At 48.6% G+C, this 22,377-nt stretch carries 23 protein-coding genes; 11 read left to right on the forward strand and 12 right to left on the reverse strand.

Going from position 1 to position 22,377, the window contains the following annotated elements; genetic code table 11:
• Nucleotides 1-11 precede the first annotated feature (11 nt).
• Complete coding sequence (locus ABF86_RS09895; RefSeq protein ID WP_204987592.1) at nucleotides 12-746, forward strand: SAM-dependent methyltransferase; 735 nt, start codon at nucleotides 12-14, stop codon at nucleotides 744-746.
• 87 nt (nucleotides 747-833) lie between these two features.
• Here ABF86_RS09895 and ABF86_RS09900 read toward each other — a convergent pair whose 3' ends face one another.
• The 4 genes from ABF86_RS09900 to cutA all read right to left on the reverse strand — a co-directional run bounded on the left by ABF86_RS09900 (nucleotide 834) and on the right by cutA (nucleotide 5,374).
• Entirely contained in the window at nucleotides 834-2,138 is a 1,305-nt protein-coding gene (locus ABF86_RS09900) for a dicarboxylate/amino acid:cation symporter (RefSeq protein ID WP_074684826.1), read from the reverse strand.
• Between the two features lie 230 nt (nucleotides 2,139-2,368).
• The gene (locus tag ABF86_RS09905) at nucleotides 2,369-2,914 is read right to left on the reverse strand and encodes a TlpA disulfide reductase family protein (protein WP_074684825.1); all 546 of its coding nucleotides are present in this window, start codon (nucleotides 2,912-2,914) and stop codon (nucleotides 2,369-2,371) included.
• A gap of 165 nt (nucleotides 2,915-3,079) precedes the next feature.
• Complete coding sequence (gene dsbD / locus ABF86_RS09910; protein WP_074684824.1) at nucleotides 3,080-5,023, reverse strand: protein-disulfide reductase DsbD; 1,944 nt, start codon at nucleotides 5,021-5,023, stop codon at nucleotides 3,080-3,082.
• 12 nt (nucleotides 5,024-5,035) lie between these two features.
• On the reverse strand, nucleotides 5,036-5,374 hold the full coding sequence (gene cutA / locus ABF86_RS09915) for a divalent-cation tolerance protein CutA (protein WP_074455527.1): 339 nt from the start codon (nucleotides 5,372-5,374) through the stop codon (nucleotides 5,036-5,038).
• Nucleotides 5,375-5,490: 116 nt separating this feature from the next.
• Here cutA and ABF86_RS09920 point away from each other — a divergent pair, with 116 nt between their 5' ends.
• Nucleotides 5,491-5,685, forward strand: coding sequence for a hypothetical protein (locus tag ABF86_RS09920; protein WP_011633936.1), 195 nt, complete (start codon nucleotides 5,491-5,493; stop codon nucleotides 5,683-5,685).
• A gap of 102 nt (nucleotides 5,686-5,787) precedes the next feature.
• Entirely contained in the window at nucleotides 5,788-6,471 is a 684-nt protein-coding gene (locus tag ABF86_RS09925) for a TIGR04211 family SH3 domain-containing protein (protein WP_011633937.1), read from the forward strand.
• Nucleotides 6,472-6,508: 37 nt separating this feature from the next.
• On the opposite strand, the gene ABF86_RS09930 is transcribed toward ABF86_RS09925, so the two are convergent.
• Complete coding sequence (locus ABF86_RS09930; protein WP_074684823.1) at nucleotides 6,509-7,384, reverse strand: thermonuclease family protein; 876 nt, start codon at nucleotides 7,382-7,384, stop codon at nucleotides 6,509-6,511.
• Between the two features lie 125 nt (nucleotides 7,385-7,509).
• Between ABF86_RS09930 and ABF86_RS09935 the strand changes: the two genes are divergently transcribed.
• The 8 genes from ABF86_RS09935 to ABF86_RS09970 all read left to right on the forward strand — a co-directional run bounded on the left by ABF86_RS09935 (nucleotide 7,510) and on the right by ABF86_RS09970 (nucleotide 12,620).
• A complete protein-coding gene (locus ABF86_RS09935; protein ID WP_011633939.1) occupies nucleotides 7,510-8,325 on the forward strand; it encodes an ABC transporter ATP-binding protein in 816 nt (271 codons plus the stop codon).
• 37 nt (nucleotides 8,326-8,362) lie between these two features.
• Entirely contained in the window at nucleotides 8,363-9,160 is a 798-nt protein-coding gene (gene mlaE / locus ABF86_RS09940; protein ID WP_011633940.1) for a lipid asymmetry maintenance ABC transporter permease subunit MlaE, read from the forward strand.
• Nucleotides 9,160-9,639: an outer membrane lipid asymmetry maintenance protein MlaD gene (mlaD, locus tag ABF86_RS09945; RefSeq protein WP_011633941.1), complete on the forward strand. Its 480-nt coding sequence runs from the start codon at nucleotides 9,160-9,162 to the stop codon at nucleotides 9,637-9,639. The genes mlaE and mlaD overlap by 1 nt, the downstream gene beginning before the upstream one ends.
• Nucleotides 9,640-9,654: 15 nt before the next feature.
• Nucleotides 9,655-10,272, forward strand: coding sequence for an ABC transporter substrate-binding protein (locus ABF86_RS09950; protein WP_011633942.1), 618 nt, complete (start codon nucleotides 9,655-9,657; stop codon nucleotides 10,270-10,272).
• Between the two features lie 6 nt (nucleotides 10,273-10,278).
• Entirely contained in the window at nucleotides 10,279-10,593 is a 315-nt protein-coding gene (locus ABF86_RS09955; RefSeq protein ID WP_011633943.1) for an STAS domain-containing protein, read from the forward strand.
• A 61-nt stretch (nucleotides 10,594-10,654) separates the two neighbouring features.
• Nucleotides 10,655-11,569, forward strand: a complete 915-nt coding sequence (locus ABF86_RS09960; RefSeq protein WP_011633944.1) for an ABC transporter ATP-binding protein — start codon at nucleotides 10,655-10,657, stop codon at nucleotides 11,567-11,569.
• Nucleotides 11,566-12,321 (forward strand): ABC transporter permease, encoded by a 756-nt coding sequence (locus tag ABF86_RS09965; RefSeq protein WP_011633945.1) that lies wholly within the window; start codon nucleotides 11,566-11,568, stop codon nucleotides 12,319-12,321. The genes ABF86_RS09960 and ABF86_RS09965 overlap by 4 nt, the downstream gene beginning before the upstream one ends.
• A 44-nt stretch (nucleotides 12,322-12,365) precedes the next feature.
• A complete protein-coding gene (locus tag ABF86_RS09970; RefSeq protein ID WP_074455525.1) occupies nucleotides 12,366-12,620 on the forward strand; it encodes a BolA/IbaG family iron-sulfur metabolism protein in 255 nt (84 codons plus the stop codon).
• Nucleotides 12,621-12,677: 57 nt separating this feature from the next.
• On the opposite strand, the gene odhB is transcribed toward ABF86_RS09970, so the two are convergent.
• The 7 genes from odhB to ABF86_RS10005 all read right to left on the reverse strand — a co-directional run bounded on the left by odhB (nucleotide 12,678) and on the right by ABF86_RS10005 (nucleotide 22,278).
• Nucleotides 12,678-13,970: a 2-oxoglutarate dehydrogenase complex dihydrolipoyllysine-residue succinyltransferase gene (odhB, locus tag ABF86_RS09975; protein WP_074455524.1), complete on the reverse strand. Its 1,293-nt coding sequence runs from the start codon at nucleotides 13,968-13,970 to the stop codon at nucleotides 12,678-12,680.
• A 21-nt stretch (nucleotides 13,971-13,991) separates the two neighbouring features.
• Entirely contained in the window at nucleotides 13,992-16,850 is a 2,859-nt protein-coding gene (locus ABF86_RS09980) for a 2-oxoglutarate dehydrogenase E1 component (protein ID WP_074684822.1), read from the reverse strand.
• A gap of 161 nt (nucleotides 16,851-17,011) precedes the next feature.
• Nucleotides 17,012-18,295, reverse strand: a complete 1,284-nt coding sequence (gltA, locus tag ABF86_RS09985; RefSeq protein WP_011633949.1) for a citrate synthase — start codon at nucleotides 18,293-18,295, stop codon at nucleotides 17,012-17,014.
• A 57-nt stretch (nucleotides 18,296-18,352) separates the two neighbouring features.
• Entirely contained in the window at nucleotides 18,353-18,586 is a 234-nt protein-coding gene (locus tag ABF86_RS09990) for a succinate dehydrogenase assembly factor 2 (protein WP_011633950.1), read from the reverse strand.
• Complete coding sequence (locus ABF86_RS09995; protein WP_011633951.1) at nucleotides 18,583-19,278, reverse strand: succinate dehydrogenase iron-sulfur subunit; 696 nt, start codon at nucleotides 19,276-19,278, stop codon at nucleotides 18,583-18,585. The genes ABF86_RS09990 and ABF86_RS09995 overlap by 4 nt, the downstream gene beginning before the upstream one ends.
• A 128-nt stretch (nucleotides 19,279-19,406) precedes the next feature.
• Complete coding sequence (gene thrC / locus ABF86_RS10000) at nucleotides 19,407-20,837, reverse strand: threonine synthase (protein WP_011633952.1); 1,431 nt, start codon at nucleotides 20,835-20,837, stop codon at nucleotides 19,407-19,409.
• 124 nt (nucleotides 20,838-20,961) lie between these two features.
• Complete coding sequence (locus ABF86_RS10005; protein WP_011633953.1) at nucleotides 20,962-22,278, reverse strand: homoserine dehydrogenase; 1,317 nt, start codon at nucleotides 22,276-22,278, stop codon at nucleotides 20,962-20,964.
• Between the last annotated feature and the right edge of the window lie 99 nt (nucleotides 22,279-22,377).

Raw genomic sequence — 22,377 nt, forward strand, 5'->3', positions numbered from 1 at the left:
TTGCAAACATCATGCCTGCAGATGTTATGCCTTACGGTACGCTATACCTGATTCCGACTCCGTTGGGGGAAGGCGATCTCAGCTGGATACTCCCGGCCGGAGTTCAGCAACGAGTCAGTCTGCTGGAGCGATTCATCGTCGAGCATCCCAAAACAGCGCGCCATTTTCTTAAACAGGTAAATCGAGAGCGCGTTGTACAAACGCTCAAACTGGAAGTGCTGGATGAGCACACTCCCGCCACTGAGCTGGAAGCACTGCTGGCGCCATTGCTTGTTGGGGAGGATATTGGTCTGCTGTCCGAAGCAGGCTGTCCGGCGATTGCTGATCCCGGCGGGATGCTTGTCCGGCTGGCACATCGCAGGCAGATTCGGGTGGTGCCGTTTGTCGGTCCTTCTGCAATTTTGCTGGCGCTGATGGCTTCCGGGCTGAATGGCCAGCGTTTCCGCTTCCATGGCTATTTGCCGGTTGCCCCGGAGGTGCGCAATAAAAAGATCATCCAGCTGGAAAAGGCATCCATCGTGGCGGATGAGACCCAGATTTTTATCGAAACACCTTACCGCAACCAGAAATTGCTGGAAGCTCTGGTACAACAGTGCCGTGTGGAAACAGATTTATGTGTAGCCAGTAACCTGACCCAGGCAGATGAAGTTGTCCTGACGCAAATGATCGGTGAATGGCGACCAGGCAGCAACTGGCCGGATCTGCACAAGAAACCGACGGTATTTTTACTGCATGGGCGGGGTTAAAGTAAACCCTGAAGCGGCTGCTGGATTACTTCGGCGTACTGCCTCAGGTATTTAGGGAATCTCTGTACGGTGGTTCTTACCCGCTTTTTAAGCCGATCTGCTTTTCATCCAGCGTTCCATAATGACAACAGCGGTGAGATCGCCTGTGACGTTGATCGTCGTGCGGCACATGTCAAGGATACGGTCAACACCGAAAATAATACCGATGCCGGCGGGAGGTACGCCGATGCCGGATAAAATGGTGGCCAGCACGACAATGCCAACGCCAGGAGTGGCGGGAGTGCCGATTGATGCCCCCACGATGACACACATCAGCAGGGTCATCTCGGTAATACTAAGATCCACACCGAAGATCTGGCACAGGAAAATAGCAGCTACGGCTTGATAAAGCCCGGTGCCATCCATGTTGATGGTTGCACCAATAGGGATGACGAAGCGGCTGATATCTTCACTGACACCCAGGTTATTTTCTGCAGTACGGATGGATACTGGCATCACAGCTGCCGAGCTGGAGGTTGAAAAAGCCAGCAGCTGCACTTCACGGATTGCTCGCAAGAAGGTGGCTGGTGAATAACCGCCAAATACGGTTGCTCCAAACAGATACAAACTGAAAATAATGGTCAAACCCGATAATACGGAGGCCATATACCAGCCAATGGCGCTAAGGGCATCAAAACCCAGGTGAATCATGGCGTCGGTCATCAGGCCAAATACAGCGTAAGGCGCCAATGCCATGGCCCAGTCAATAATTTGCATCGCGGCGCCTTGCCCGAACAGACATAGCTCCTCAAATGGTTTCACGAGCTCGCGTGGCATGGTCAGCGCGGCAACACCAAAAAAGATGGCGCTAATCACAATTTTGAGCATGTCAACGTGCAAAGCTGCTTCGACAAAATTTGAAGGAATAAGGCGGGTAATGCGCTGTGGAACAGTCAGTTCATCCAGTATTGGTGCACTGGCGGTCGATATTGCATCCGTTACCATTGCATGGGCACCGGCACTCATCATGTGTCCTGGCTGGATAAAAAGAGAGAGTGACAGGCCGATTGTGACTGCTACAAAAGAAGTTGCTATGAAATAGGGCACGATAAATGCCCCCATCTTCTTTAGTTGCCGGGGTGAGCCGCTGCTCAGAATGCCCAGCACGATGGAGCAGATGATCAGCGGGATTACCACCATTTTCAGTATTTCCAGAAATACGGCACCGGGCAGAGCAATCCATTCTGCCGTAGTGAGCGCGGTTTCATTTTCCAGCAATGCAAAGCCACCAGGGGATAATGCAAGCCCAGTGACCGTGCCTAATCCCATACCCAATAAGATCCTTGCCCATAGCTGCTGGGCAAGCAAAGAGCGTACAGATGTGAATATTTGCTGGTATCTGAAAAATGTCACGGCTAGCTTGCAAAGATTGGAGGTTGGACGTGACTCGGATTGCGAGTGGCCTTGATAGTTTGTAACGAAACCGGTCGCCAGGGTTGTTAGAGCCTGTTCAATATCCCACTGAAGGGCGCATTACGGCGTTGAAATTGAACTCAAAATGCTCAACATACTTCAAGTATGCTCCGCTTTCTTGTTTAATTTTGCCTTGCACTGCATCCCTTGATTGAGACCTTGAATAGGTTTTACAACATTGGTTGAATGATTGCTTCGATTTGCCGTTTTTTGATTCGCCCCAGGTGGGTATCGACGATCGTACCATTGCGATCAATTGTAACGGTAAAAGGCAGGGCGCCTTGCGGGTTGCCCATGGCTTCTGTCAGGGTAAAGGCATCGAATTCTCCGACCAGTACGGGGTAGTTAATGTTGAATTCCTTGCTGAACGCGGTTACTTTTTCGGCATTGTCTATGGCAATTCCAACGATAACCAGATCTTTCTGGTGGTATGTTGCATAGGTATCGATTAATTCCGGAATTTCATCCCGACAGGGCAGGCACCAGGTTGCCCAGAAATTGATAACAATGATTTTCCCCCGCCATTGCGACATGGCCTGGGGGATACCTTCCGGAGTGGATAACGTTGTGTTGAAGAATGTTTCTGCTGCAGTTTTTTTGGCGTTATCCGACAGAGAGGTTGTAATACCCATTTCTCTGGATTTGTAGGCGATACCAGCGGCCAGTGAAAGAATGGCGACAATAATGTAGAACGAAAACTTGTTGGGCTTGGACATAAGGGATTCCGGGGAAGAAAAGTAGATATTTACGCGGCATAACAGATACCGGATCAATTTGGTATTTACCGTACTGGCTACCACCGTACTGGCGCACTCAAGGCGCAGCGTGTACTGCTATATGTCTGCAAAATAGTGCAAATGTGGATGGTTGCTGCCTGGTTGTCAGAGCAGTATTGCATCCAGTACGGTAACAAAGTCTTTTTTGTCGAGATAGCCAATAATCTTGATGTCAGGAATCTCAACTCCCTGTTTATCAAAAAACAGAATTCCAGGCGGGCCGAAGAGTTTGAAACGTTTGAGTAGTTCGGCGTCATCCGGTGTTCCTTCAGTTACGTTGATCTGGACCAGCTCGACATTTTTTAGACGTGCCTGGACCTGTGGATCGGTAAAGGTGAAGCGTTCCATTTCCTTGCAGGAAATACACCAGTCGGCATAAAAGTCGATCATGACGTAACGTCCCCGTGATTGCCGGATGAGTTCGTCCAGTTCTGCAGCTGTTTTTATTTGCTTGAATGGCAGGGGAGCGTTCATGCCAGCCGGCGATTCAGCAAGCTGCGCGGAAGAGGTGGATGCAGTCAGGTTGAATTTTGACAAGGGTTGCAGGATATCCCGGCTTCCGGAAAGTACGCCGATGAGTAATGCAACACCGGTCAGCAATGCAATAACGCCGATCCCCTTGAGAAATTTACTGAAGCCAGAGGCCTGATGAGGTAGCGGATCAAGCGCATGTAGATAGATGGCTGAAATAATCAGCAACGCTGCCCAGAGCAGCATGTGGACGACTTCTGTAATTACGGGAGAGATCAGCCAGATGGCCACAGCCAGCAGCAGGACACCAAAAAATTGCTGAATGGATTTCATCCACGCACCAGCTTTAGGTAATAGTGCACCAGCAGAAACACCGAGCAACAGTAGGGGAACACCCATTCCCAATGCCATGACAAACAGGGCGGATCCACCCAGCACGACATCGCGAGTCTGGCTGATATAGATCAATGCACCAGCGAGCGGAGCGGCAACACAGGGGCTGACGATCAGTGCGGACAGTGCGCCCATTCCAAACACGCCAGCCAGTTGGCCACCCTTGAAATGATTGGCTTCTTCTATCAACTTGTTTTGTATGAAAGCGGGCATTTGCAGTTCGTAGAAACCAAACATGGAGAGTGCCAGTGCAGTAAAGATCAGTGCGAATGTTCCCAGTACCCAGGCATTTTGTAGTGAGGCGGATAACATGGCCCCGGATAAGCCTGCGGCAGCACCGACTGCGGCATAAGTGATCGACATCCCCAGTACATAGGCCAATGCCAGTATGAAGCCGTGTGTTTTCGACATTTGCTGTCCTTTGCTGGCGATGATGCCGGACAGAATTGGCAACATGGGGAATATGCAGGGCGTGAAAGCGAGTAGCACGCCAATGCCAAAAAAGCCACTCAGAATCAGCCAGAAATTGCCACTGGCGAACAGGCGTTCTATTTTATAGGATTCTGTTTCAAATAATGGGGCAGTATTGCCAGGTGATTGAAACAGTTCGGCAGTAGAGTCAGCATTGGCTGCTTGCACATTGTTGCTGATAGCGCCGGCGGCTGTGTTCACTATGGCCTTCAGGGCGGGCAGCAGTAGTTCATTTTCCTTGTTGATCGGCGCATAGCACACACCGATTGGTTCGTTACAACCCTGGTAGGTAGCAGAGAGGGATAGCTGCTCCGGAGCAGATGATTCGCGGCGCAGTGTGATAACAGCTTCCAATGGCTGGTAGTACACTTCAGTGTTGCCAAAGAGCTGGTCATTCTTCATTTTCCCTGATGGCAGGGTGACTTGCTCAATGTGAATCCCTTCACTCTTTGATTCAAAAGCAATCTTGTCACGATAAAGATAGTAATCCCTGGCTGGTGTCAGGCGGGCAATCAGTGTGTGATCATCCCGTACTTCGAGGGACAGCTTGAAGGCCTCATCCGGTGGCAACAATTCCTGCTCGGTCTGATCGGTACTCATCCCCAATCGTTGCAGAATACTCATCAACCCCCCGGACCGGCTTTCTTCGGCCATGGTGTGCGTACTGATCAGGCATAGTGACAGTAAAATCAAAATGAATTTTATCCAGCGCATTGGTTATCCTGGTTAAACATCTGTTTCGGTTGTTTCATTAGCGACCCACTGCAAGTAAGCAGGCAACCCGTTATCGAGAGGGACAGCAATAACTTCAGGGAGTTCGTAGGGGTGCTGTGATTTGATCGTTTGTTCCACAGCTTGGTATCGTTGCCGGGTAGTTTTGATCAGAACCGGTATTTCACTGGCCGTTTCAATTTGACCCTGCCAGCGATAAATTGAAGTGCATCCCTGCAGGATATTGACACATGCTGCCAGTTGCTGGTCAACCAGTATTTTTGCCAGCTTCCTGGCGCTTACCTCGTCCGGAAAGTTGGTCAGAATGAGTAAAATTCGAGATGATTCGGTCATTTCATGTGGTTCTGGGTATTGTTGCCCCGGCATAATGATCTAAGTTTCTATGATATTCTATTGTAGTTTAAATGCGGTTTCTCGTGGCAATGAGCAAGATAGTGTGAGACAGTACAATGAAGAATCTGTTTTTGTTACTCCAATCCCTTATGATCATTTTTCCGATTGGTGTTTTCTTTACCTACATCATTATGGATGAAGGTGATCAGTTTACCTATGAACATTATCTGATGACGACACTGAGTTCCATTCCCTTTTTTCTGGTTCTGCTGATTAAATATTTTATATCAGGATTTGATGACAACAAGTAGCGTTAGCGTTTCCAGATCAGGTCCGCGTAAAAACCGGATGTTTTGGTATGTGTTAACAATGGCCGTACTATTTTGTTTCCGGAACCAGCCACTATAAGTGAAATGAGTAGACTTACCCATCTTCTGATTATTTCTATCGTTTGTGTGTGTATATTGCCACTGCCGGCTCGGGCTGAAAAAGGCTATGCCAGCGATCAGGTGGAAGTGTTAGTACGAACAGGCCCCAGTCATAAACATGCAATTGTGAAGGTGTTGAAAAGTGGTGCTGAGCTAGAAGTGCTGGAGCGCGACCGGAAGAGCGGGTATGCCAGGGTCAGGACAGCTGGTGGTGCTGAAGGATGGGTGTTGACACGGCACCTGATGGCCGAGCCGGCAGCGAGAGTGTTACTCGAAGCATTAAGCAACCAGTTTTCAGGCGATGACAATCGCCCGGATAATCCGCGTGCGCAGGCTGATCTTATCAGGCATGAGTATGAAACACTGATGCAACGGGCAACGATGCTTGAGAAGAATAACAATCAGCTGGAGGCGGAGCTATCCAAAATAAAGCAGTTGGCCGCCAATGCTGTACAGCTTGATAATCAGAATCAGGAACTACGGCAGCAAACAGATGTTTTAACGGCAAAACTTGGCAAACTTGAGCAAGAAAACCAGACGCTGGGCAAGCAGGTCGAACGTGAGTGGTTTTACGCTGGAGGATTGGTGCTGTTTGCCGGTTTATTTTTGGGGCTAGTTATTCCACGTATTCAATGGCGCAAACGGTCACGCTACAGTGATTTTTCTTAAGGGTATCTCGTCTGAAAGCCAATCTTCAGAAGTGACCTTAATGCAGGATCAATGCACTCGGGTGCTGAATACGTATTGAAAAATGGTTTTTCTTGCGTGATACCCAGCCACGTACCTCCAACGGCTTGTTCAGATAAGTTTCCAGAGGTGGGAATAAGGCCAGATCCTGGTTGGCAATAGAGATGTCGATATTTTTGCCGATGATAAGGCGGCTGAATCGGCGATTGCGTTTGAGTGCCGTGACCTTTACCCGGTAGCGCTGCCAACCAAATGGTTTTTCGGTTAGTTTGACCAGCTGACGTGGCTGGTATTGCTTCATTGACCAGATCCCCAGTTTCTTTGCTTCTGCCCGTTGTTGTGCCTTGATCAGGGTATTGGCATGCAGCAGGTTTGGAGATATCAGTGTGACAACAGCTAGCCCTTTTTCCACCAGAGACAGGTTGATATGTTCTCCATCTGCAAGATATAGATGAGCAAGCATTCTTTTATAGTGATCTTGCGTTTGCCGATCATGTTCCAGATAAACACTGCGTCCTTGTAGTTTTCCTTGCAGCCATTTTTTTGCTTCAATCCCGCCTGGTTCTGCCGGATGAAACCGGTTTTCGATCTCGGGTGCATTCACACCCAGCAATCTTACCCGTTTGTTATTCTCAAGCACGACGGTATCGCCGTCGATAACTCTAGTGACCCGATATTTGCTCCGTACTGGCTGAGCAGCAAGTTGCAGAGGTTTTGCAGTTGGGGTGGGGATATCAGAATAGAGGATTCGACCATGGGGATTGATAGAGCGATAGATGGTGTCAGCCAGCCCCGGTTGGGCATGCAGAAAAATCAGAAAGATTGTAAAGAGACAAAATTTCAGGAAAGAGAGTGACGGGTTGAGTGGTATCCGGGGGGCTCTGGTAAAATGCATGAATTGGATTATGTTAGGGGAATGTTCGGGTTGGAATGTCTATGCGGCCAGTATTGGAATTAGGATGCAACCTTGGAGATGTTACGCATGTCACTGAAATTTTGGAAGTTAAAAGACAAAAACTGATGGCTACCAGTCCGTTGATTGAATTCAGGAACGTTAATTTTGCCTACGGTACCCGGCCAATTCTGAAAGGTGTCGATATGAGCATATCGCGCGGACAGGTGATTGCCATCATGGGAGGGAGCGGGTCAGGAAAAACGACGCTATTGCGGTTGATTGGAGGTGAAATCAGGCCTTTGGTTGGATCTGTCAGCGTAGCGGGGCAGGTTGTACATGAGCTAGGCCGGAATGAGTTATTCAAGTTACGACGTAAAATGGGTATGCTATTCCAGTTTGGTGCATTGTTTACCGATTTGTCAGTGTTCGATAATGTTGCTTTTCAGATGCGTGAACACACGAATTTGCCTGAATCAATGATCCGGGATCTGGTGCTGATGAAATTGCACGCGGTCGGTTTGCGTGGTGCCCAGCATCTGATGCCGGCACAGCTTTCTGGCGGAATGGCGCGGCGCGTGGCACTGGCGCGTTCGATTGCGCTGGATCCTATGCTGATGATGTTCGACGAACCGTTTACTGGTCTGGATCCAATATCATTGAGCGTGATTGGCAGTTTGATTCGCCGCTTGACCGATACACTCGGCATGACTTCCATTATGGTGACACATGACATTCAGGAGTCGCTGCGGATTGTTGATTACGTTTATTTTCTGGCCGACGGGGTGATTGCTGCGCACGGAACGCCTGATGAGGTACGTGCATCAAAAGTGCCGTTCGTACACCAGTTCGTTCATGGTGAAATAGATGGCCCGGTGCCCTTTCATTACCAGGCACAGGCTTATTCTCAGGATTTGGGAATAGGCGTTGGAAGCAATGCCTGACTGGATATTATCAGCATGAATACAGGGAGTGATCAGTTTGGCTAGACGGATCAGGATCGTTATCGAATCCATTGGGCATAGGATGGTTGATAGCATCTGGCGACTTGGATGTGCAACTCATTTTATGCTGTTGGTATTGCTGAAATCTGTTCCCGGTTTTCTGCGTTTTCGTTTGATTACGCGCGAGATCTATTATGCCGGAGTGATGTCGCTGATTATTATTCTGGTATCCGGGCTATTTGTCGGCATGGTGCTGGGATTGCAGGGTTATGAAACGCTGCAGAAATTTGGTTCCGAATCAGCGGTGGGAACATTGGTGGCGTTATCTCTGGTGCGCGAACTGGGGCCAGTGATTGCTGCATTGCTGTTTGCCAGCCGGGCAGGTTCAGCCATGACTGCCGAAATCGGACTGATGAAAGCAACCGAGCAACTGGCCGCCATGGGTATGATGGCAGTGGACCCGATCGCGCGCATCGTTGCGCCGCGATTCTGGGGTGGAGTTTTTTCGATGCCGTTGCTGGCTGCCATGTTTTCTGTGATGGGTGTGTTTGGTGGCTATCTGGTGACGGTGATTTTTATCGGTGTGGACGAGGGCTCTTTTTGGTCACAGATGCAAAGCTCGGTTGATTTCCGTTATGACATTGTAAATGGTGTCATCAAAAGCTGTTTCTTTGGTGTGGTGGTGACGGCCATTGCCGTGTTTGAAGGATTTGATGCACCGCCAACGGCAGAGGGGGTGTCGGGCGCAACGACCCGTACAGTGGTTACTTCCGCGCTGGCAATTTTGGGTCTGGATTTTGTTTTAACTGCATTTATGTTCAGAGGGGTAAGCTGATGCAACGTACCATGATGGATTTTTGGGTGGGCCTGTTCGTCATGGCGGGGATTGGTGCATTGCTGATTCTGGGGTTAAAAGTAGGTAACCTTACGGATTTTCAGACAGATAAAAGCTATGTACTGGTGGGTAATTTCGAGAATATCGGTGGTTTAAAGGTACGTGCGCCCGTAAAAAGTGCGGGTGTAGTGGTGGGCCGTGTCACAGATATTCAGTTTGATGTGCAGACCTATGATGCGGTGGTAACCATGAAGGTGGATACGCGCTATCGGTTTCCTAAGGATACATTTGCTAGCATTTTGACCTCAGGGTTGTTGGGGGAACAGTATATCGGATTATTACCAGGTGGGGATGAGGAGATGCTCGCAGATGGTGAAAAGATTATGAAAACCAACTCGGCGATTGTGTTGGAGGAGATGATCGGGCGCTTCTTGTTCGATAAGGCTTCAGAGAAAAAAAATTTGGATCCGGAAATTTGAAACAGGCGATAAAACATGAAATTATTATTTAATAAGATTATTTTTCTGGCGTTACTGGTTATTGCGCTCCCTGCAGCAGCACAGGACTCTTCACCTGATGCACTGATTAGAAATACAGTTGATGAAGTGATCACCATACTCAATCAGGATGATGGTATCAGGGCAGGCAACCAGGATAAGGTATTAAATCTTATCCGGGAAAAAATATTGCCGCATTTTAACTTCACACGCATGACCCAGCTGGCGATGGGTAAAAATTGGTCACTTGCCGGTCCGGAACAAAAGAAATCACTGGTTAGGGAATTCCGCACGTTACTGGTGCGAACCTATTCCAACTCGCTGACCAGCTATCGTGATGAGATCATCAAGGTCAGCCCAACCAATGTCAACCCGCAGGATACCAGGGCAACAGTCAAGACTCAGGTGATCCAGGGGAGTGGTAAACAGCCGGTGCCGATCGACTATTCCATGGAAAAAAGTAGCAATGGCTGGAAGGTTTACGATGTAACTGTTGCCGGTGTCAGTCTGGTGACCAATTATCGGGGCACCTTTAACAGTCAGATCAGAAACGGTGGTGTGGATGGTCTGATCACAGCACTTGTGGAGAAAAATACATCCATGCAGAGCAAGTAAACAGGCATGGATACGGAAACCGGTATTCGCGTGGAGAAAGATCGTCTTTTTATTCATGGTCCGATAGTTTACGATAATGCGGTTGAAGTCACTCGAGCAGGTGTGGCGGCAATCAAGCTGGACAATCGGGTGATAGACCTGGCAGAGGTTACCCAGGTGGATTCTTCGGCTGTTAGTATGCTACTTGAATGGGTACGTGCTACTCAGATACACGGCCGGAAAATTGAATTTATCAACCTGCCGGGAAATCTGGTTGGTCTTATTGAGTTATATGACGTAGATACTTTAATTCCATCCGGCTGTACAGGTAAATCCGATTGATCGGGCAGGTGTTACCGTTCCTTGTTTTGTTTAATAAATTCTGATTGTTTCCCGTGATGAGATGACCCCAGCTATCGAGATACAGCGGCTAGGCAAGTGCTATGGTGCGCTGGTTGCGCTGGATAATGTCGATCTGGTTATTCAGCCAGGTGAATTCTTCGCGTTGTTGGGCCCTAATGGTGCAGGTAAAACCACGCTGATCAGTATCCTGGCTGGTTTAACCCGTGCAAGTCATGGGACTGCCAGCGTTATGGGGTACGATGTCTTGTCCGGTTATCGTGAAGCGCGAAAAAGGCTGGGTGTGGTTCCACAGGAACTGGTATACGATCCCTTTTTCACCGTACGTGAAACACTGGTGATCCAGTCAGGTTATTTCGGTCTTAAACGAAATGATGTCTGGATTGATGAAATTTTGCATCATCTTGATCTCACAGAAAAAGCACATGCGAATGTACGCGCCTTGTCAGGTGGTATGAAGCGGCGTTTATTGATCGCACAGGCATTAGTACATAAACCTCCGGTGATTATTCTTGATGAACCGACAGCAGGCGTAGATGTGGATTTACGTCAAAGTTTGTGGCAATTCATCCGGCAACTTAATCTTCAGGGGCATACGATTGTTCTGACCACGCATTATCTGGAAGAGGCCGAAGCCTTGTGTAATCGTGTGGCGGTGCTCAAGCAGGGAAAAATTATCGCACTTGATAGTATGCATAACCTTGTGCACAGCACGCGGGGTTACACACTGGAGTTTCGTTTGTCTTCGGAGAAATTGCCATCCGGTTTACAGGCATGGCCAGGTAAACAGGATGGCTGTCTGCACAGTCTGAAAATAAAGGACAGTTCAGAGATTGAAACGGCGTTGTCAATATTACGAGAATCTGGAATACAGGTGTTTGATATTAAACTGCTTCAGCCTGACCTTGAGTCGGTATTCATGAAGCTTATGGAAGCTGATTCGGCAGGTAGCGCATGACCGGTTTTTATACCTTGTTTTACAAGGAATTATTGCGTTTCTGGAAAGTCAGTTTGCAGACGATACTGGCGCCAATCTTGTCCAGCTTGCTTTATCTACTGATTTTTTCTCATGTACTTGCTAATCGGGTGCAAGTTTATGATGGTGTTACTTATGCTGTATTTCTGATTCCCGGGTTGGTAATGATGACGGTTTTGCAAAACTCCTTTGCTAATTCATCTTCCAGCCTGATCCAGTCGAAAATAACGGGGAATCTAGTATTCGTCCTGCTGTCACCCCTGTCTTACCTGGAAATCTTTCTGGCCTATATCAGTGCCTCAACATTGCGTGGACTCATGGTTGGCATGGGTGTGTATGCTGCTGCCCTTCTATTTTATCCGTTGCCCCTGCAGTCGCCACTCTGGGTTATATTATTTGCGTTGCTTGGTAGCGCTCTGCTGGGAGTGCTAGGCGTCATTGCCGGGATTATGTCGGATAAGTTTGATCAACTGGCTGCTTTTCAGAATTTCATTATTCTACCGCTGACTTTTCTTTCCGGTGTGTTTTATTCCATTCATTCTCTGCCACCTGTATGGCAGCTTCTGTCGCATCTGAATCCGTTCTTTTACATGATCGATGGTTTCCGCTATGGTTTTTTTGGTATCTCTGATATTTCGCCTTATATCAGCATGAGCGTTGTGCTGTGCTGTCTCATCGTGATTTCAGGGTGGGCATTATGGATGCTGAAAAGCGGCTACAAAATACGCTCGTAAGCGAAATGGAATAGCTTTTATATTTTTATGGATAAGGAGTAGTTGTGGTTACAGCAGAGTCAATCGAACATTCAATTAAAACTGCGTTGCCTTGTACCTGGATCAAGGTAATAGGGGATGACGGTCATCATTTTAGCGCTGTGATCGTCAGCGAACAGTTCCAGGGAAAGAATATCGTTAAGCAGCATCAACTGGTTTATCAGGCACTTGGTGATCGTATGCGCGAAGAAATCCATGCGTTATCTATGAAAACCTACACGCCTGAACAGTGGGAAACAGCAAAAAAATCAGCTGATTGATTGTATAGCTGTTCCTGATTATGTCAGTCTGTTCAAGTGAATGATGTTGTTGTTTTCTCAATCATCAAACAACGGGCTGGCTGGATATTCCAGTGCTTCCTTCATGGCTACCAGCGACAATACTGCTTCGCGTCCATCGATAATGCGATGATCGTAGGAAAGTGCAAGGTAGTTCATGGGGCGGATGACAACCTGGCCGTTCTCAGCAACGGGGCGCGGTTTGGTGGCATGAATACCCAGAATAGCACTTTGTGGTGGATTGATGATCGGCGTGGAGAGCATTGATCCAAATACACCGCCATTGGTAATAGTAAAGGTGCCTCCCGTTAGCTCTTCTATTGTCAGTTTTCCATCTTGTGCCCGTTTGGCCAGATCAGCAATCTGCTTCTCAATTTCAGCAAAGGTGAGTTTATCAGCATCGCGAATAATCGGCACAACCAAGCCGCGCGGGCTGGCTACGGCAATACCAATGTCGTAATACTCGTGATAGATGATGTCGTTTCCATCCACCGATGCATTGACGATGGGGAATTTCTTAAGTGCCGCAACGGCTGCCTTGACGAAGAATGAGGTAAAGCCAAGTTTGATACCGTGTTCTTTTTCAAAACTGCTCTTGTAACGGGCGCGTAAGTCCAGAACTGCTTGCATATTGACCTCATTGAAAGTGGTCAGGATAGCTGCGGTAGACTGGGATTGTACCAGCCGTTCAGCAATGCGCAGGCGCAGGCGGGTCATGGGCACACGTTTTTCTTGTCTTGCTGATTGTTCTGTTTGAGAGGCTGATGAGGCTGTGTCAGGCTGAATTTTTCTGACAGGCTGATTCGATGAGGAATCTGGTTGTTGGCTAGTGGCAGAGCTTTCTCGATTCTTGATGTGGTTTAATACATCTTCCTTGGTAATTCGTTCACCACGGCCAGTGCCATGTATGGCTGTTATTTCCTCGGCAGTCAGACCATTCTCGTCTGCGACTCTTTTTGCAGCCGGCATAAGCGGGCGGCCTGGTTGTGGTGATACGTCGTCGGTCTTATCAGCTGCTGGCTGTTTGGGATCGTCAGCAGATTCAGCCTGAGTGGTTTGTGCAGGTTGCTGTGGGTCTGTTTTCAAGCCTTTTGCTGCGGTGTCGATACGAGCGATGATTTCCCCGCTGGTGACGATAGCCCCATCATTTTTGACGATTTCAACCAGAACACCGGATTGCGGGGCAGGGAGCTCCAGAACCACCTTATCTGTTTCAATATCAATCAGATTTTCACCGCGTTCAATATGTTCTCCCTGTTTTTTAAGCCAATTGATCAGCGTGCCTTCTGTCACTGATTCTGAAAATACGGGGACTTTGACTTCGATCAGCATGATGGTTTCTCCATAACCTTGTCAGATTGTGTCGCGAAATGCCGCTTCAATTAATTCTCTTTGCCTGAATCTATCCATTGCGAAATACCCGACCGAGGGGGAAGCAGATGAAGGCCGGAGTGCATATCCCAGTTTTTGATCTGGTCGCATGTGGCGCAGCAGGTAGTGCTGAATACGATGCCAGGCACCCTGGTTACCTGGTTCTTCCTGGCACCAGAGGATTTCTTGCGTGCGTGCGTAGTGATTGATTTCCGCCTGAAAATCTTCGTGCGGAAATGGATAAAGCTGCTCCAGTCGGATGATGGCCATATTGGTGATGGCATGTTCACGTCGATAGGCGATCAGCTCATAGTATATTTTTCCGCTGCAGACGATCAGACGCTTTATTTTCTCTGTTGCAAATGTTCCTGTTTCAGAAATAATAGGCTGAAATTGGTCGTTTGCCAGTTCTTCCAGAGATGAGACTGCTTCCTTGTGACGCAGCATACTTTTTGGGGTAATGACGATCAGCGGTTTGCGTATCGGCCGGATCATCTGTCGCCGGAGTAAATGAAAGATCTGTGCCGGCGTGGAGGGGATACATACCTGGATATTGTATTCAGCACATAGCTGCAGGAATCGTTCCAGGCGCGCGGAGGAATGTTCTGGTCCCTGTCCTTCATAACCATGCGGCAAAAATAAAACCAGGCCGCACAGGCGTCCCCACTTGGCTTCACCTGAAGCGATAAACTGATCGATCACAACCTGAGCGCCGTTGGCAAAATCTCCAAACTGTGCTTCCCAGATGACGAGTTCATCCGGTCGCGCCGTGGCATAACCATATTCAAAACCCAGCACTGCTTCTTCTGAGAGGATTGAATCAATCACAACGAAATCAGATTGTTTAGGAGTGATATAGCGCAGAGGAATATATATGCCATCTTCCCATTGATCCTGTTCACGATTCTGGTCATGGAGGACAGCATGGCGGTGAAAAAATGTACCGCGTCCACTATCCTGTCCGGAAATACGCACCGGATAACCTTCTTTCAGCAAGGCGGCATAGGCCAGGCTTTCGGCCATCCCCCAATCAAGCGGCAAGCTGCCTTCGCCCATTTTTCGCCGATCTTCAATGACTTTCTCAACCCTGGGGTGTAATTGGAACGTGGCTGGAATAGTGGTCAGGCGCTCAGACAGATGTTTCAGATCTTCAATAGATACACCGGTTTTTACCGGTTGATTCCATTTCGCGGGGGATAGGAAAGGCGCCCAGTTGGCTGTATTGGGTGATTTGTAGTCGTAGCAGATCGTGGTGTTGGGGTTGCGGCCTTCGTCCATGGCATCCTGATAGGATTGCACCATAGCTTCTGCATCGGCTTCCTTGATGACACCCTGTTGGATGAGTCGGTCAGCATAGAGTTTACGAACCCCCGGGTGTTGATGAATAACACGATACATGGAGGGCTGGGTAACCATGGGCTCATCTTGCTCGTTATGGCCCAGTTTGCGGAAACAAACCAGATCAATCGCGATGTCCTTGCGGAATTGCATGCGAAAATCAAGCGCTATTTCAGTTGCCAGTATGACTGCATCAGGATCATCTCCGTTGACATGCAGGACCGGCGCATCAATCATCTTGACGACATCTGTGCAATACAGTGTGGAGCGGCTGTCACGCGGGTCTGATGTGGTGAAACCAATCTGGTTATTGATGACGATGTGAACCGTTCCGCCTGTACCATACCCTCGTGTTTGTGACAGGTTCAGTGTTTCCATGACAACACCCTGCCCGGCGAAAGAAGCATCGCCGTGGATCAGCACCGGAACGATCAGATCACCATTTTTATCGCCAATTCGGTGTTGGCGTGCGCGTACAGAGCCTTCCACCACCGGGTTGACGATTTCGAGGTGTGACGGATTGAACGCAAGTGCCAGGCGCATAACACCACCCGGCGTCATGACTGCGGAAGAAAATCCCTGGTGATATTTGACATCGCCGGAAGTCAGCTCCTGCGGCTGTTTGCCTTCAAATTCCTGAAACAGCTCGGAAGGCATTTTCCCCAGCGTATTGACCAGTACACTCAAGCGTCCGCGATGAGCCATTCCCATGACAATTTCCTGTACACCTGCTGTTCCCGCATGTTGCAGCAGTTTATCCAGCATTGGGATGAGACTTTCATTACCTTCCCCGGAAAAGCGTTTCTGGCCAACGTAACGAGTGTGCAGATATTGCTCCAGGCCTTCTGCAGCGGTCAGCCGCTCAAGAATATGGCGTTTGTACTCTGGGGTGAAATTGGGCTGGGAGCAGACGGATTCGAGCCGGTTTTGTAGCCAGCGTTTCTGTTTCACATCCGTGATGTACATGTATTCTGCACCAATGCTGCCGCAATAGGTTTGTTGCAATCTATGCAAAATTTCCTGCAAGGTGGCATGTTCCGGGCCGACAAGAGAGCCGGTATGAAATACCTTGTCCATGTCTACGTCAGTCAACCCGTGAAATTCCGGGTCAAGTTCGGGAACATCCTGTTTTTGCTGCAAATTGAGCGGGTCAAGGTTTGCTCTGCGCACGCCCAGGAAGCGGTAGGTGTTGATCAGCTGCAGAACAGCAATTTGTTTACGTTCCTGTACTTCAAAGTCAATAGCTTGCTGTTCCGCCTGTTTTGAGGAAGTGTCGGAAAGGGAAGATTCATCCCGTGCAGCTGATCGAATCAGTGACTCGATAACCGGAGTATGGGAAATGTCCCGGATGGAAATACTTTCTGTTGGCTGCAGTGAGTCGAAATACAGGCGCCATTGATCCGGTACACTGGTTTGATCTTCCAGATATTGGTCATAGAGCATTTCGATGAATGCCGCATTGGTGCCGAACAGTTTTGAATCTTCTAAAAGTTGTTTTATCACGATAGCCACCTGAAGCCTGTGAAATTACCGCAACATATTTTCTGGGGGCAGAGAAAAAGACAAATGGCGAGGTACGGGTAATCTGCTGCTTGTCTTTTATTCTTGCCAGCTGTAGCCGCCAGGTTTGTAAATTTCCTGTTGATCAGATATAGCCATGGTTGTCATGGTACATCTCTGCGCGGGACTCCAACATATAATTGGCGGGGTCTACCTATTTTCTGTTCCGGATCAGAGATCATCTCGTTCCACTGCGCAACCCAGCCAACGGTACGTGCGGTAGCAAAAATGGCAGTAAACATGGATGTTGGGATACCCAGCGCCCGTTGTACGATTCCCGAGTAGAAGTCAACGTTGGGGTACAGCTTTCTGGTAATAAAAAAGTCATCTTCCAGGGCGATTCTTTCCAGCTCCAGAGCAAGCTTAAACAGCCGGTCATTATGTAGCCCCAGTTCATCCAGTACTTCGTGGCAGGTGTCGCGCATCAGTGTGGCGCGTGGATCAAAGTTTTTGTAGACCCGGTGGCCAAAGCCCATCAGCCGGAAAGGATCATTCTTGTCCTTGGCGCGGGTAATGTATTCATTGATGCGTGAAACGTCTCCGATTTCTTCCAGCATATTGAGGCAGGCTTCATTCGCGCCGCCATGCGCCGGACCCCATAAGCAGGTAATCCCGGCAGAGATGCAGGCAAATGGATTGGCACCGCTTGAGCCCGCCAGACGGACTGTTGATGTGGAAGCATTTTGCTCGTGATCCGCATGCAGAATCAGAATGCGATCCAGTGCCCTGACAATGACCGGGTTGGGAACATATTTCTCGGCTGGCGTGGCAAACATCATGTGCAGGAAGTTTTCCGTAAAGCCCAGATCATTACGAGGATAGATGAAAGGCTGGCCGATATTATATTTATAGGCAATTGCCGTAATGGTTGGTAGTTTGGCAATCAGACGAAATATGGATTGTTCACGATGTGGCGCATCAGAAACGTCCATGGCGTCATGATAAAAAGCAGACAATGCACCCACCACGCCGACCATGACCGCCATGGGATGTGCATCGCGGCGAAATCCGCTGAGAAACTTGATCATTTGCTCATGCAGCATCGTATGGTTTTTGATGTTATTGACGAATTGCTTTTTTTGGTCTGCTGTAGGCAATTCTCCATTCAGCAGCAGATAGCTGACTTCCATGAAGTCACAGCGGGTGGCCAGTTGTTCGATCGGGTAGCCGCGATACAGCAGGATACCTTGATCACCATCGATGAATGTAATGGCTGATTTGCAGCTGGCGGTGGATACAAACCCGGGATCGTAGGTGAACATATTGCTTTGAGCGTATAACGAGCGAATATCAATAACATCAGGACCCTCATTACCGGACAGAATGGGCAGTTCAATCGTTTTCTTGTTTTCACCCGGTGACAAAGTGGCAACATCTTGTGGGGGCATAATTTTCTCCATTTATCCTGCAATTCAAATTTTCCTGATAGATGACCAGGGTTTTGGTTAATTTTCCTGTAAAAGTCTCAATATGGGCCGAAATGCTTCATCAGGTACTCCCGTATTACGGGCAATCATATTCCACAGATCATGATCTGGGTACGTTAGTAGCGCTTCAAACAGTTCATGTTGCTGCTCATCCAGCTGTTCATAATGAGCATCCATGAAGCGCAACAGAACGATATCCAGTTCCAGCATGCCGCGACGACAACGCCAGCGCATGCGGGCCTGGTGGTTCATACCGTTTTATTCAGCATCATGATTTTTATACTTTCTATCGCGGCGGTCGGGTTTAATCCCTTGGGGCAGGCATCGACACAATTCATGATGGAATGGCAACGGAATAAACGGTAGGGGTCCTCCAGATCATCCAGCCGTTCAGAAGTGGCCTGATCCCGGCTGTCGGCCAGAAAACGATAGGCTTGTAGCAATCCGGCCGGCCCGACAAATTTGTCGGGATTCCACCAGAATGAAGGGCAGGCAGAGGTGCAACAGGCACACAGAATGCATTCATAGAGACCATCCAGGCGAGCGCGTTCTCCCTGGGATTGTAAACGCTCGGTTTCTGGCGGCGGGTCATTATTGATCAGATAGGGCTTGATTGAATGATATTGCTTGAAAAACTGGCTCATATCAACAATCAGATCGCGAATAATCGGCAATCCCGGTAGAGGCCGGATTTCCACAGGTTCACGCAGGTCAGCAAGCGGTGTGATGCAGGCAAGATTATTTCGACCATTGATATTCATGGCATCGGAACCGCACACACCTTCCCGACAGGAGCGGCGCAGACTGAGACTGTCATCAATGGCCTTGATACGTATCAGCGCATCCAGCAGCATTTTATCTGTCGGTGCGAGCTCAACGTCATAATCCTGCATGTACGGTTTTTCATCCTTGTCCGGATCATAGCGACTAATCGAGAACAGCATAATGCACTCCTTTTTCCGTTTATTTTAATTTGATCAGAAAAATACCTTGTTCCGAAAGAATACAGATGATTTTATGATAACGTTAAGAAGATGATTACAATGTACCAGGATCGGGGTCAGTTTTTTCGTTATCCGTGCATCTGATTTGATGGCCCAACCTGATGGGCAATGAACCGTTTAACTTGTTCGGCATCTGCTGTCATACGTTCAAAACGCTGGGGCAGTTTCTCCAGGTTATCGTATCCATCCGGTTGTTCCGGTACGAATCCGACTGCTTCCTGGATACTGTCCGCAAACTTGACTGGCAGTGCTGTTTCCAGGCAGATGAGTGGAACATCAGGTTCGCGCAATTCCATACCCACTTTCAGGCCATCTGCTGTGTGTGTGTCAATCAGGATATTGAATTTATGGTGTATCTTTCGAATAGTGGTGATGCGTTCAGCATGGTTGCTGGTTCCAGAAATAATGCCAAAATCCCTGATTTTTTTCCATAGATCAGTATCGGAAAGATCGAATGATCCTCCTTGATCAACCAATTTCCAGAGTTCTTTGATGCGTGCCGCATCCCGACCGGTCAGATCGAAGATAAACCGCTCAAAATTTGATGCTTTGGAGATATCCATTGAAGGGCTGCTGGTTTGCTTCGTTTCAGTTGTTGTGCGGGGACGATATAAACCGGTACGAAAAAACTCATTCAGCACATCATTTTCATTAGTTGCCAGAATCAGTTGCTTGATGGGTAGGCCCATCATACGGGCGACATGGCCGGCAAAAATGTTGCCGAAGTTGCCGGAAGGGACTGAAAAAGATACTGCTTCCCCGTTAGAGCGGGTAACTGCAAAATAGGCCTTGAAGTAATAGATAATTTGCGCGGCGATACGCGCCCAGTTGATCGAATTGACCGCACCGATCCGGTATTTTTGCTTGAATACCTGGTCGTTACTGACAGTTTTGACAATATCCTGGCAATCATCAAATACACCTTCGATAGCAATATTGAAAATGTTGTTATCCTGTAACGAGAACATTTGTGCGGTCTGAAAAGCACTCATTTTTCCGTAAGGTGACAACATGAATACGCGAATGCCCCGTTTGCCGCGCATGGCATATTCTGCACTGGAGCCGGTATCACCAGAAGTTGCGCCCAGGATATTCAATTCATCATTATTTTTTGCAAGCACATACTCGAACAGGTTGCCCAGGAACTGCATGGCGATGTCCTTGAACGCCAGGGTAGGGCCATTAGACAGGTGCAGCAGGTGCAGATTGGATTCCAGTGTCTGGACAGGAGTGACCTCCTCACTGCCAAAAATTTCGTCCGTATAGGTGCGTGTAATTAAGGTGCGCAAATCGTCGGCGGGGATGTCATCCATAAAACGCGACAGAATTTCAAATGCAAGCGACGGGTAGTCAAGCGAGCGCCAGGATTCAAGCTCTGCCGGGCTGATTTTAGGATAAGATTCAGGCATGGCCAGCCCGCCATCCGGAGCCAGTCCGCCTAACAGAATTTCAGTAAATGTTTTGGGCAGCATGCCGCCTCGGGTCGAGAGATAACGCATATTAGTCTGTGATAAACGAGGAAAGAAACAACCAGGTGCTTCGCGTTGGAAGCTGATCAATTCCGAAAGAAATCAAGGATTGAATTGAATATGAATACAGCAAAATTTGAAAAGCTGTGCAATTTTAACTGCCAAGCTCCTCAAGTCGAATCCGAATGATTTTATCAGCCATAGCTGGAAGGTTCTGTATTTTTTCAATAGCTGTATTGATGTTCTTTTCCCTGGTTTTGTGCAAAAGCATAATGATGTTGACCTTGTCTTCCCCATCTGCATGCTCTTTCTGGATCATTGCACTGATGGAGATTTCACTGTCTGCCAGGATGCGGGTGATATCGGCCAGCACACCAGGTTTATCCGTGACCTGCAGCCGCAGGTAATAGGCGGTTTCCACTGCCTCCATCGGTATGATGGGTGTGTCAGACAGCAGCTCCGGCAGGAATGCCAGCACGGGCACCCGGTGTTCCGGGCTGGAGGTGAGCAGACGTGTGACATCTACCAGATCAGCGATCACTGCGCTGGCAGTAGGTTCCGCACCGGCCCCGGCACCATAATACAGCGTCGGCCCGACTGCATCCCCTTTTACGATGATCGCATTCATTACACCTTCTACATTGGCAATCAGTCGTTTGACTGGAATCAGCGCCGGGTGGACACGCAACTCAATGCCATTGGTCGTGCGTTTGGTAATACCCAGCAGTTTGATGCGATAGCCTAATTCTTCAGCATAACGAATATCGTCATTGGCCAGTTTGGTGATTCCTTCGATGTAAGTTTGATCGAACCGAACCGGAATGCCAAAGGCAAGTGCCGCCATGATGGTGATTTTGTGAGCAGCATCGATGCCTTCTATATCATAGGTTGGGTCAGCCTCGGCATAACCCAGCTGCTGTGCGCTGGCGAGAACGGTGCTGAAGTCCAGCCCTTTGACACGCATCTCCGACAGGATGAAGTTACTGGTTCCGTTAATAATGCCGGCAATCCATTCAATGCGGTTGGCTGCCAGACCTTCTCGCAGAGCCTTGATGATGGGAATGCCTCCCGCCACGGCCGCCTCAAATGCGACGATAACATTGCGTTGTTGTGCGGCAGCAAAGATTTCATTGCCATGATTTGCCAGCAGTGCCTTATTGGCAGTAATGACATGTTTGCCGTGAGTAATGGCTTCAAGTATCGCTTGTTTGGCGATAGCTTGCCCTCCGATCAGTTCGACGATGATGTCAATGTCGGGATGTCTGGCAATTTCAAGTGCATCGGATGTGACGACGACATCGTCACCCGCGACCAGAGCACGTGCCTTTTCCTGATCCAGATCGGCGATCATGCGAATGATGATATTGCGACCAGTTCTGCGTGTGATTTCCTGCTGGTTGCGTTTCAGAACGGTATAAGTACCGCTACCAACGGTGCCAACGCCGAGCAGTCCTACATGAATTGGCTTCATAACGGAATTTTTTGTGTATCAATAAGGATAAACCGAAGATTATATACGGAATAAAGTGGAGTACGTTAGTTACCCGCTTGGTTACCGTGCTTTCCAGGA

Source organism: Nitrosomonas sp. GH22 (assembly GCF_009833115.1).
Taxonomy (GTDB): Bacteria; Pseudomonadota; Gammaproteobacteria; order Burkholderiales; family Nitrosomonadaceae; genus Nitrosomonas; species Nitrosomonas eutropha.